Here is a 12,228-nt window from a genome sequence, read left to right as displayed (position 1 = left end):
ATCATTCAATACGAAAGCTTATGAATACAAAAGAAGTTTTTTCAAGAATCATGAACCACGAGATGCTCACCCGTGAAGAAACGAAGTCCATCCTGGTCGGTATCACGGAGCAGCAGTTCTCCGATACGGAAATCACGGCGCTGCTCACCGCCATCCAGATGCGTGGCATTTCGGTCGACGAACTTCTTGGTTTTCGTGACGGAATCCTGGCCACCGGCGTTCCTGTCCCCTTGGATTGCGACCGTTACATCGACGTCGTGGGGACGGGTGGCGACCGGAAGAACACGTTCAACATTTCGACGACAGCCTGCTTTGTCATCGCCGGGGCCGGCTACAAGGTGGCCAAGCATGGAAACTATGCCGCCACGAGCGTCAGTGGGGCCAGCAATGTCATCCGCAATCACGGCGTCATGTTTACCGACGACCTTTCCAAGTTGAACCGTTCCATCAACGAGGCCGGCATTGTCTATCTTCATGCCCAGCTGTTTGCCAAGGCGATGAAGTTTGTCGGCCCCATCCGGAAGGCACTGCCTTTCCCCACATTCTTCAATCTTCTGGGGCCCATCATCAATCCCTCCAAGCCCCAATGCCAGTTGCTCGGGACGGCAACGCTCGACCAGATGAGGCTCTACAGCCAGGTGTATCAGCGCATTGGGATTGATTACGGCATTGTCAACAGCATTGACGGCTACGACGAAATATCGCTGACCGGCGACTTCAAGGTGTCGACCAACACCTACGAGAAGGTGTTCGCGCCGTCCGACCTTGGGTTCGACATTGCACGGCCCGACGAGTTGCGGGGTGGGGCCACCGAGGAAGAAGCCAAGGACATCTTCGACGCCGTGTTGGAAAACCGTGCCTTGCCGGCCCAGAAGAACATCGTGCTCGCCAATGCGGGTTTTGCCATCCAGGTGTTGGAGCGGGGACGCAAGACCATCGAGGAGTGTATCGCCATCGCCCGCGAGAGTATCGACAGCGGCAGTGCCCTCCGCACGTTCCGTCGGTTTGTTGAAATCAACTCCTGACACCAATCGTTCATCTTTTCTCAATTCTCATTGATCGTTATGGATATACTCGAAGAAATCGTAGCCTACAAGCGGCAGGAGATTGCCGAACGGCAGATGTACGTTCCGATGCACCAGCTGTGGGAACTTGTCCGCCCGCGTCTTGACGATGAGACGTCCTCCATGTCGCGCCGGTTGAGGCAGTCGCCCACCGGTCTGATAGCCGAGTTCAAGCGCAAGAGCCCCTCGTTGGGCTGGATTCATCAGGACGCCAAGGCGGCCGACATCACGCTGGGCTATCAGCGGGGTGGTGCGACGGCGGTCAGCATTCTGACCGACACACATTATTTCGGCGGCTACGACGAGTTTGTTCAGCAGGCCCGAGCCGCCGGACTCGGCCTGCCGGTGCTTTACAAGAATTTCGTCATCGACGAATATCAGCTTTTCCAGGCCAAATATTGCGGCGCTTCGGCCGTGCTGCTCATCGCCGCCTGCCTGAGCAAGGAGGAGTGTACGCGCTTCGTCGGGCTGGCCCGTCAGCTGAAGTTGGAGGTTCTGCTCGAACTGCACGACGAGCGCGAGCTTGATTACGTCGACGCCGAACCCGACATGGTGGGCGTCAACAACCGCCATTTGGGCACCTTCGTCACCGATGTCAACCAGTCGTTCCTCTTGGCCGACCGCCTGCCTGCCGGCCTGTGCCGTGTCAGCGAGAGCGGACTCCATGACGCGCGGACCGTGAAGGCACTGCGCGAAGCCGGATTCAGCGGCTTCCTCATGGGCGAATATTTCATGAAAGCGGCCGACCCGGCCCTGGCTTTGTCTCAATTTATAACCGATTTGACATGATTGTGAAAGTTTGCGGCATGCGCAATGCCGATAACATCCATGCTGTCGCCGACCTTGGTGTCGACATGTTGGGCTTTATCTTCTGGCCACGGAGCAGACGCTACGTGCCCATGACGCCGAGTGGCATGGGCCTCTTGCCCGACCGGGCCGAGGCTTCGCTTGCCTCCGCCGCCGGCATGGGCCGTTCACCCCGCCGCGTGGGTGTCTTTGTCGACGACACGGTGCAGAACATCGTCACACGCGTGTACAATTACCACCTCGACTATGTGCAGTTGCACGGCGACGAGACGATCACGATGATTCGAAACCTGAAGGCCACCCTCATACCGGACATACAACCGGAAATCAAAATCATCAAGGCGTTGCCCGTTCGCGACGCGTCCGACTTGGCGCGGTGCGGCGACTATGAAGGCGAAGTGGACTTTTTCCTGTTCGACACGAAGACGCCGCTTGCAGGGGGCAGCGGCAAACATTTCGACTGGTCGGTGCTGCGGCACTATGAAGGCCACACGCCGTTCCTGTTGAGCGGTGGAATCGGGCCTGACGACGTGGCGCGTCTGAAGGCTTTCCACCATCCCGGGATGGCGGGCATAGACCTCAACTCCAGGTTCGAGACGGCCCCCGGCGTGAAGGATGTGGCCCTGTTGCGCACGTTCTTGCACGAAATGGGTTTCGTTCCCGCCAATAATCGTCAGTAAACAGAACGATATGAATAAGATCAACCAGTTGTTTTCGGAACGTCATGACCGAAAACTCTTGTCACTGTATTTCTGCGCCGGTTGCCCGACGCTCGACCTCACGGGGGCCGTCATCACGACGTTGCAGCGTCGCGGCGTCTCGATGATCGAGGTGGGCATACCTTTCAGCGACCCCTTGGCCGACGGCCCAGTCATCCAGGGTGCCGGCACCGTGGCCCTGCGCAACGGCATGACGCTCGATCTGCTCTTCTCGCAGCTGCGGGCCGTCAAGGACGACGTGCGGATACCGCTGGTGCTGATGGGCTATCTCAATGTCATCATGCACTATGGCGTGGAGCCTTTCTTCGCCCGTTGTGTGGAGTGCGGCGTCAGCGGCTGCATCATTCCCGACCTGCCTTTCCAGGATTACCTCGAGGTGGTGAAGCCCGTGGCCGACCGTTACGACATTCGGGTCATCATGATGATAACGCCCGAGACGTCGGAAGAGCGCATCCGCTTTATCGACGACCATACCGACGGTTTTGTCTATATGGTCAGCTCGGCCGGCATCACGGGTGCCCAACAGTCGTTCGGCGACGCCAAGTTGGCCTATTTCGAGCGAATCGACGCCATGCAGCTGCGCAATCCGCGCATGATAGGCTTCGGTATCAGCAACCGGCAGACGCTGGAGTCGGCGCGGGCCCACGCGGCGGGTGTCATCATCGGCAGCAAGTTTGTTACCTTGCTCAATGAAACGGGCGATCCCGAACGGGCAATGGATGAGTTATTTAATGCGTTAAAACAATAAGATAATGGGAAATCAACCAGACGAAAACGGATTTTACGGCAGCTTCGGCGGAGCCTACGTTCCTGAAATCCTGTATAAATGCGTGACGGATTTGCAGCAGGCTTATCTGCCAATCATCGAGAGCGAGTCGTTCAAGAAGGAGTATCATCAACTGCTGAAGGACTATGTGGGACGGCCTTCGCCGCTGTACCACGCCCGTCGCATGGGCGAGAAGTATGGCTGTCGGCTTTACCTGAAGCGGGAAGACCTGAACCACACGGGCGCGCATAAGATCAACAACACCATCGGTCAGATACTGATGGCCCGGCAGATGGGCAAGACCCGCGTCATCGCCGAGACCGGAGCCGGACAGCACGGCGTGGCCACGGCCACGGTCTGCGCCCTGATGGGCATGCAGTGCGAAATCTTCATGGGAGCCACCGATGTGGAGCGGCAGCATGTCAACGTGGAGCGCATGCGCATGTTGGGGGCCACAGTCCATCCGGTCACGACGGGCAACATGACGCTGAGCGACGCCTGCTCGCAGGCCATACGCGATTGGTGCAGCCATCCGCAGGACACGTTCTATATCGTCGGGTCCACCATGGGGCCGCATCCTTATCCCGACATCGTGGCACGCATGCAGAGTGTCATTTCCGAGGAAATCAAGTGGCAGTTGCAAGAGCAGGTGGGACGCGACTATCCCGATTACCTGGTGGCGTGCGTGGGAGGCGGCAGCAATGCGGCCGGCACCATCTACCATTACATCGAGGACGAACGGGTCGGAATCTATCTGGCCGAGGCCGGTGGCCACGGCATCGACACCGACTACACGGCGGCCACCATGCACTGCGGCACCGAGGGTATCATCCATGGGTCGCGCACACTCGTCATGCAGACCGATGACGGACAAATCAAGGAGGCCTTCACAATCAGCGCCGGGCTCGACTATCCCGGAATCGGCCCCATGCACGCCCAGCTGGCTCGGAGCGGCCGCACGAACATTCTGGCCATCAACGACGACGAAGCCATCTATGCCGGCTATGAACTGACGCGCATGGAAGGTGTCATCCCCGCCATCGAAAGCGCGCATGCCGTTGCGGCATTGGCCAAGATGAAGTTCGAGCCGGACGATGTCGTGGTGCTGACGGTGAGCGGCCGCGGCGACAAGGACGTCGAGACGTTCTTGAAGAACAAGGCGCTGGCCGGGGAGTACGGCGAGTTTTGAACCATTCGTTTCTGAATTTATCCACTACATCACATGGAATACAACTATACGACCCAGACGAGGAAAATGCTGGCCGACCTCTATACGCCCGTGGGCGTCTACATGCAGTTGCGCGACCTTTATCCCCAGTCGGCATTGCTGGAGAGTTCCGATTATCACGGCAACGACAACGCCCGCTCGTTCATCGGCACCCATCCTTTGGCCTCCATTCGGGTGGGACATGGGGAAATCGTCATGAAATGGCCCGACGGCAGGGAGGAGCGCAAGCTGCTTTCGACGGCCCGCAAGGGAGAGGCCAAGGAGGAGGTGGCCCACGCCCTGACCGACTTCATCGCAGGCTTCCACGTCACGGGCGAAGGCAGCGAGTATTGCGGCTTGTATGGCTACACATCGTTCAATGCCGTCAGGTATTTTGAAGACATAGCCGTCGTGGACTCGACGATGGAGGAAAACGACGCCCCCGACATTCTCTACATCCTTTATCGTGACCTCATCGTGTTCGACCATTTCAACAATACGATGCAGATTGTGACGCTGACGGCCGACGCTGACGCCGCAGGCGTGGAGGCCATCCTGAAGCAAATCGCCAAGCCGGTGGGCCGCACTTATGGTTTCAGTCCGCTCGGAGAGGCGTTTTCCACGCTGACCGACGAACAGCATAAGGCCAACATCCGCCGTTGCGTGGCCCACTGCATGCGTGGCGACGTGTTCCAGGTGGTCGTCAGCCGGCGTTTCGTGCAGAAATATGAGGGCGACGACTTCAAGTTGTACCGTGCCTTGCGGGCCGTCAATCCCTCGCCCTATCTGTTCTACTTCGACTTCGGCGGTTTCAGAATCTTCGGCTCCAGCCCGGAGACGCACAATCGGGTGGTGGGCGACCGGGCTTTCATCGATCCCATCGCGGGCACGACTCCGCGCACCGGCAACCTGGAAGAGGACAAGGCGAATGCCGAATTTCTGCGCAACGACCCCAAGGAGAATGCCGAACACGTGATGTTGGTGGATTTGGCACGCAACGACCTGAGCCGCAACTGCCACGACGTGCAGGTAGACTTCTATAAGGACATGCAGTTCTACAGCCATGTCATCCATCTGGTGTCGAGGGTGCAGGGTACGATTACGGAGTTGTCCGACCGCCCCACCCGTGAGGACAGGATTGCTGTCAGGGTGAGGGAGTTTGTCGACACCTTCCCCGCCGGCACGCTGTCGGGCGCCCCCAAGGTGCGTGCCATGCAGATCATCTCCGAACTTGAGCCTCACAACCGTGGCGCCTACGGAGGGTGCATCGGCTTTATCGGGCTGGACGGCGACCTGAACCAGGCCATCGTCATCCGCACCTTCGTTTCGCGCAACCATGAGTTGTGGTTCCAGGCCGGTTCGGGCGTCGTGGTCAAGAGCGATGAGAACTACGAGTTGGAGGAAAGCAATCATAAACTTGGTGCCTTGGTGAGGGCCATTCAAATAGCTTCTGCATTATGAAAACAGCGATTATAGACAACTACGATTCGTTCACGTACAACCTCGCCCACCTGTTCAGGGGCTTGGGCGTCGAGGTTTCCGTTTATCGCAACGATCGTTTTCAGTTGTCCGACCTGGCGCCTTTCGACCGGCTGGTCCTTAGTCCGGGGCCGGGAATACCCTCTGAGGCCGGTTTGCTCATGGAGGTCATTCGGCATTATGCGGGTCGGAAGCCGATATTGGGCGTGTGCCTGGGCCATCAGGCCATTGCCGAAGTCTTTGGCGGTCGGTTGCGAAACCTGTCCCAGGTGTATCATGGCGTGGCGACGCCCATCACGCTGGAGGCAGACCCGTTGTTCGAGGGGTTGCCCCGTCGGGTGGACGTGGGGCGTTATCACTCCTGGGTGGTGGACGGGAAAGAACTTCCGTCCTGCCTGGAGGTCACTGCGATGAGCGACGACGGCGAAATCATGGCGCTGCGGCACCGTGAACATGATGTGCGTGGCATTCAGTTCCATCCCGAAAGCGTGCTGACTCCCTTGGGAACCAAGATGGTGGAGAACTGGCTGGGGCATGGATGACGGTTGGCGCCATCCTGCCCTCGCCATCCTGCCTGGACGTCTGAAATCACAGACGATCGCATTCGGCATTCAACATCCGTTTTGCTTTGGCGTTTGCTGAAGTTCAGCATTCAACAAATGTTTTGTCTTGGCATTTGCTGAAGTTCAGCATTTAACAAATGTTTTGTCTTGGCGTTTGCTCAAGTTGAGTATTTAACAAATATTTTGTCTTGGCGTTTGCTCAAGTTGAGCATTTGACAAATGTTTTGCTTTGGCGTTTGCTCAAGTTGAGCATTTAACAAATGTTTTGTCTTGGCGTTTGCTCAAGTTGAGCATTTAACAAATGTTTTGTCTTGGCGTTTGCTCAAGTTGAGCATTTAACAAATGTTTTGTCTTGGTGTTTGCTCAAGTTGAGCATTTGACACCCGTTTTGTCTTGGCGATTTCTCAAGCCTCGGCAAATCTGCTGTCATTTGCCGAGACGTTTGCTCAACGTGAGCAGACTTGCCAATGATTTGGGTTTATGATTTATTTTATGATGAACCACCCCATGCCTCTTGCTATTTAGATGATTTGACCATGGCATGAAGCTAATGTGCGCTACCGCCTTGGCTATGCTCCCATGAACCGACCTGACACAGTTTTACTTTGCACTCCCGGAAGGGGGGCGACGTGGTTAAAACTCGCTGGTGAAGTGGAACTTGACATCTTTGAAATCCTGTTGCGCCATGCTGAGCACGTAGCCCGAGTCCGCCAGAAAGACGTCTCTGCCTTCGATGTCCTTGGCCATGTACTGGTACTTGCGCTTCTTGAAGTTCTCCAGTTCCACAGGATTCTCCGCTTCCACCCAGCATGCTTTGTGCAGGTGGACGGGTTCCCATCTGCACTTGGCGTTGTATTCGTTCTCCAATCGGTATTGTATCACCTCGAATTGGAGCTGGCCTACGGTGCCGACAATCCGACGGCCGTTGAACTGGTTGACGAAAAGCTGGGCCACGCCTTCGTTCATCAGTTGTTCAAGACCTTTCTGAAACTGCTTGCTCTTCATGGGGTCGTCGTTCTCGATGTACTTGAACATTTCGGGAGAGAATGACGGAAGCCCGCGGAAATGGAGCTGTTCGCCTTCGGTCAGCGTGTCGCCGATCTTGAATATGCCATTGTCGGGCAGGCCCACGATGTCGCCCGGATAGGCTTCCTCTATCGTGCTCTTGCGTTGCGCCATGAACTGGGTGGGGGAGGAGAACCTTACCGTTTTGCCCAGACGCATGTGCAGATAGGGCTGGTTGCGGACAAACTTGCCGGAACAAATCTTGCAGAACGCGATGCAGCTGCGGTGGTTGGGGTCGATGTTGGCCGTAATCTTGAAGATGAAGCCCGTGAACTTGGGCTCTTCGGGCTGTACCATTCGCTCCTCGGCCTGCGTGGGCTTGGGGCTTGGTGCTATTTCGACGAAGCAATTGAGCAACTCCTGGACGCCGAAGTTGTTGAGGGCCGACCCGAAGAAGACAGGAGCCACTTCGGCGCTGCGGTAGGTTTCAACATCGAACTCCGGATAAACGCCGTCGACAAGTTCCAGGTCGTCGCGGAGCTGGCGGGCTTCGCGTTCACCTACATGCTCGTCGAGGCTGTCGCTCTGGATATCGACCGCCACCTTTTCGGTGACCCGCTGCTTGTTGGGCGTGAAGAGGTTGAGCTGTTGTTCGTAGATGTTGTAGACGCCTTTGAACCGCATGCCCTGTCCGATGGGCCAGCTCAGGGGGCGCACCTTGATTTGAAGTTCTTCTTCAAGTTCGTCCAACAGGTCGAACGGGTCACGGCCTTCGCGGTCCATCTTGTTGATGAAGATGATGACAGGCGTGCTTCTCATGCGGCAGACCTCCATCAGTTTGCGGGTCTGCGCCTCCACGCCCTTGGCTCCGTCGACCACGATGATGGCCGAATCGACGGCTGTCAGCGTCCTGTAGGTGTCTTCGGCGAAGTCCTGGTGGCCGGGCGTGTCCAGGATGTTGACCTTGTAGGGCTCGCCCGTTTCGCCATCGGGGAGATAGTCGAACTCCATGACCGACGTGGAGACGGATATTCCACGCTGCTTCTCGATGTCCATCCAGTCCGAGGTGGCCGTCTTGCGGATTTTGTTGTTCTTCACCGCGCCGGCTACTTGAATCTGTCCGCCGAAGAGGAGGAACTTCTCTGTCAGCGTCGTCTTGCCCGCGTCGGGATGGGATATGATGGCGAATGTACGTCTTCTTTGTATTTCGTTCATGTGGTTGATTTGTTGTTTAAAAGTTTATCGATGCAGACTTTCAGCGAGTCCATCCAATAGGGGATGGTGATGTCGAATGTTTTCTTGATCTTCGTCTTGTCCAATACGGAGTAGGCCGGGCGCTTGACGGGGCTTGGAAACTCACTGCTGTGACATGGCTGGATGTCGCAGGCCGTGAGATGGGACAGCGACGCAATCGCCTTCGCAAAGTCGTACCAAGAGCAAAGGCCCTCGTTTGAGAAGTGATAGATACCCGATTGCCCTTTGAAAAGCCTGCTTTCGAGGATGTAAAGGATAGCTTTTGCAAGGTCACCGGCATGCGTTGGCGTCCCTGTTTGGTCGAAAACGACTTTCAGCTGTGGCTTGGTGGCGAGAAGGCCGAGCATGGTCTTGACGAAGTTCTTGCCGAACTCGGAGTATAGCCATGCTGTTCTGATGATGATGTGGTCGACGCCCGTGGCTTGGATTTTCTGCTCGCCCAGCAGCTTTGTCCTGCCATAGACGCCTGTAGGTGTGCCCTGTTGTGTTTCAGAACACGGCACGTTGTAGGGGTCTCCGCCGAAAACGTAGTCTGTGCTGATGTGGACGAGCAGGCCGCCGACCTCTTTCATGGCGACGGCCAGGTTTTCGGGTGCCGTCGCGTTGAGTGCCGTTACGATTTCGCCGGCGGTCTCCGCCGCGTCGACATTGGTCCAGGCGGCGCAATTGACAATGCAACGGATATGGTTTTCTTCGACGCACCGACGGACATCGTCGAGTTGGGTGATGTCAAGTTGCCGGTAGCCGTCGGCTATGTCCGTGAAGATGTAGCGATCCTTGCTGTCGCGCGCGGCAATCTGGATTTCATTGCCGAGCTGTCCGTTGGCGCCCGTTACAAGTATGTTCATTGATTTGTTTTCTTTTGATATATGAATCCCACTCGCCTTGCTTGAAAACTCGATCATTCTTCGCCGAAGTCGAGGCCTTCGTCGCGGTCTTTGATGTAATAATCGCTGAGCAAGCCGATGAAAGTGGTGATTTCCTTGATGGCACGGGCCGTATCGGGAGTGATTTCCTTCTTTTGCAATTTGAGCATCATCACGCCGTACAAGGCGTTGAAGCAAGTCTCTATCTCCGATTCGTTTTCTGTTTCGGCATACTCCTCTTCCGTCCTTCCCCGTCGGTTGCGTGCACGCAGTTCGACGATAAAGGGCAGCACCTTGTAATAGGCTGCGCTGTAGAATGGGAATTTGGAGGACTGAAGCAGGCGTGCGTGGAGGTCGAGCAGGTCTTTCATCAAGATTTCGTTGATGTCGAGATGGCCGTATTCACGCTTCCCTTCCTCGTTCATCATTCTGACCAGATTGCCATACCAGTCGGCCATTTCGGCTTTCTGTTCCTCCGAATAGGAGAAGCTGTCGATGTATTGTTTCCTGATGACGGGCATATAACAATCGTATGCCCGAATGATATCCTCTACCTGCCACATGTAGAGCAAGTATTCCGCAATGGATTTCTTTCTGAGTTCTTGCGCTATGTACATGATGAATCGTAAATTGAAAGGGAGATGGTCAGAAATCCGGCAGGTGATAGAGATTGAATGCCGTTCCCAAGAACACAATCAGGGAAAAGAGGATGACCACGCTGCCGATCACCTTGTTGATAATCAATATGCCGTTGTCGTCGAACTTGTTGCGTATCTTGTCGACCAGCCATGTCAAGCCGAACCACCACAGGAGCGCTCCCAAGACAATGCTGAGAAATCCTATGCACATCTCGAAGGGGTGGGCGGGGATGGAAAACGCGAACAAACCGTAGAGGAAAATGAACAGGAACATGATCATGGGGTTTGAGAATGTGACGAGGAAAGCCGTGATTCCGTTGTGGCAAAGCGTTCCTTTCGTGTTGCCGCTACGGTGCATGTTCTTGGTTGGATTGCTGCGGAAGCAATAGATTCCGAAAAGGAGAAGGATGATACTGCTCGAAAGTTGAATCAGAAACTTATAGCTGGGGTTGGATATGAAATCGAGCATGAAACTCATGCCGAGGCCTGTCAGCAACGCGTAGATGAAGTCGCTCAGCGCAGCCCCCACACCCGTTACAAATCCATACCAGCGTCCCTTGTTGAGAGTACGTTGAACACAAAGTACGCCAACCGGTCCCATGGGTGCAGAAGCTATCATCCCAATCAATATTCCCTTCAGGACCAAATCAATGATGTTTATATGAAGTTGAAACGGCATATCTTGTGCAAAATTACTTAGTTTAGTTGGAATAACAAAAGAATATTACAAAAAAAGAAGATGGCACTCAACCGAATGCCATCTTGCGATTTGTCCATTTGCCTCTGATTTAGATTTCCCAGCCGACGGCGCTTGCGCCAAGCACGGCGGCGGAACTTCCCTCCAAGCCGCTGATGAGGAACATGGCCTTGCCTTTGTAAATCTTAAGAACATGTTCGTTGTAGCTCCTCTTGATGGGTTCCATCAGCAGGTCGCCCGCCTTTGTCAAGCCACCGAAGAAGATGAAGGCTTCGGGAGCGGAGAATGCGGCAAAGTTGGCGCAGGCCTCACCCAGCATTTCGCCGGTGAACTCGTAGATGTCTTTGGCCAGTTTGTCGCCCTTGCCGGCCGCAATGCTGACGTCGAGGCTTGTGATGTCCTCGGGCTTTAGTTCTCTCAGGAGTGAAGGCTCCTGTGTCGTGTTGAGCATTTCACGGGCCGTGCGTGCCACACCGGTGGCGGAGCAGTAGGCTTCGAGGCAACCGCTGCGGCCGCAACCGCAGCTTCTTCCATTTTCTCTGCACATGATGACGTGGCCCAACTCTCCGGCAAAGCCGTCGGAACCATAGAGCAGCTGGCCATTTACTACAATGCCCGAGCCGACGCCGGTGCCCAGAGTGATGACGATGAAGTTTTTCATGCCGCGTGCCACGCCGTAGGTCATTTCACCGATGGCTGCCGCATTGGCGTCGTTGGTCAGCGCGACGGGAATGCCGAGCTTCTTGCTGAACATGTCTGCCAATGGAACGATGCCGCTGTGTCCCCAGCTCAAGTTGGGCGCAAATTCGATGGTTCCCTTGTAGTAGTTGCCGTTGGGGGCGCCAATGCCCATGGCTTTGATCTTGTCGATACCTCCCACTTGGTCGATGATGACGTGCAAGGCATCGACCGCGGCTGCAACGTAGTCGTCGACGTTGTCGTATCCTTGTGTCTTGATGGCGGTGGTTGCCTTGATTTCACCTCTGCTGTCTACAATGCCGAACACGGAGTTGGTACCGCCAAGGTCCAAACCGATTACATACGGTTTCAATGTCTCTTCTGAATTCATGTTTTTCTTTATGTTTAATGTTTATAGTTATTCGGGGGGTGATTCTTTGGCAAAGATAGTTTAAAAGCAGCAAAGCGCCAAGTAAAACGGTGAC

Annotated in this window: 12 protein-coding genes; 7 read left to right on the top strand and 5 right to left on the bottom strand. The window is 55.5% G+C overall.

Annotation, left to right across the window (positions count from 1 at the left end; genetic code table 11):
• Positions 1-20 precede the first annotated feature (20 nt).
• From trpD to K334_RS0100980, 7 genes are read left to right on the top strand one after another with little or no spacing between them, the layout of a single operon-like run.
• Positions 21-1,025, top strand: a complete 1,005-nt coding sequence (gene trpD, locus K334_RS0101010) for an anthranilate phosphoribosyltransferase (RefSeq protein WP_025882155.1) — start codon at positions 21-23, stop codon at positions 1,023-1,025.
• A 39-nt stretch (positions 1,026-1,064) separates the two neighbouring features.
• Entirely contained in the window at positions 1,065-1,853 is a 789-nt protein-coding gene (gene trpC, locus K334_RS0101005; RefSeq protein ID WP_025882156.1) for an indole-3-glycerol phosphate synthase TrpC, read from the top strand.
• A complete protein-coding gene (locus K334_RS0101000; protein WP_027444375.1) occupies positions 1,850-2,551 on the top strand; it encodes a phosphoribosylanthranilate isomerase in 702 nt (233 codons plus the stop codon). The genes trpC and K334_RS0101000 overlap by 4 nt, the downstream gene beginning before the upstream one ends.
• A 10-nt stretch (positions 2,552-2,561) precedes the next feature.
• Positions 2,562-3,338, top strand: a complete 777-nt coding sequence (gene trpA, locus K334_RS0100995; protein WP_025882158.1) for a tryptophan synthase subunit alpha — start codon at positions 2,562-2,564, stop codon at positions 3,336-3,338.
• A 4-nt stretch (positions 3,339-3,342) separates the two neighbouring features.
• On the top strand, positions 3,343-4,545 hold the full coding sequence (trpB, locus tag K334_RS0100990) for a tryptophan synthase subunit beta (protein WP_027444374.1): 1,203 nt from the start codon (positions 3,343-3,345) through the stop codon (positions 4,543-4,545).
• 33 nt (positions 4,546-4,578) lie between these two features.
• Entirely contained in the window at positions 4,579-6,024 is a 1,446-nt protein-coding gene (locus K334_RS0100985) for an anthranilate synthase component I family protein (protein WP_025882160.1), read from the top strand.
• Positions 6,021-6,584 (top strand): anthranilate synthase component II, encoded by a 564-nt coding sequence (locus K334_RS0100980; protein WP_025882161.1) that lies wholly within the window; start codon positions 6,021-6,023, stop codon positions 6,582-6,584. Before K334_RS0100985 ends, K334_RS0100980 begins: the two co-directional genes overlap by 4 nt.
• Before the next feature lie 654 nt (positions 6,585-7,238).
• Here the strand turns inward: K334_RS0100980 and K334_RS0100975 are convergent.
• The 5 genes from K334_RS0100975 to K334_RS0100955 form a co-directional block, all read right to left on the bottom strand.
• Entirely contained in the window at positions 7,239-8,825 is a 1,587-nt protein-coding gene (locus K334_RS0100975) for a peptide chain release factor 3 (protein WP_027444372.1), read from the bottom strand.
• Positions 8,822-9,712 (bottom strand): dTDP-4-dehydrorhamnose reductase, encoded by an 891-nt coding sequence (gene rfbD / locus K334_RS0100970; protein ID WP_025882078.1) that lies wholly within the window; start codon positions 9,710-9,712, stop codon positions 8,822-8,824. Before rfbD ends, K334_RS0100975 begins: the two co-directional genes overlap by 4 nt.
• 53 nt (positions 9,713-9,765) lie before the next feature.
• Positions 9,766-10,347, bottom strand: coding sequence for a DUF4924 family protein (locus K334_RS0100965; protein ID WP_025882079.1), 582 nt, complete (start codon positions 10,345-10,347; stop codon positions 9,766-9,768).
• A gap of 28 nt (positions 10,348-10,375) precedes the next feature.
• Entirely contained in the window at positions 10,376-11,047 is a 672-nt protein-coding gene (locus K334_RS0100960; protein ID WP_025882081.1) for a LysE family translocator, read from the bottom strand.
• Between the two features lie 109 nt (positions 11,048-11,156).
• On the bottom strand, positions 11,157-12,134 hold the full coding sequence (locus K334_RS0100955; protein WP_021590669.1) for an ROK family protein: 978 nt from the start codon (positions 12,132-12,134) through the stop codon (positions 11,157-11,159).
• Between the last annotated feature and the right edge of the window lie 94 nt (positions 12,135-12,228).

Source organism: Segatella baroniae DSM 16972 = JCM 13447, from assembly GCF_000426585.1.
Taxonomy (GTDB): Bacteria; Bacteroidota; Bacteroidia; order Bacteroidales; family Bacteroidaceae; genus Prevotella; species Prevotella baroniae.
This window is presented reverse-complemented; position numbering and strand designations above follow the sequence as displayed.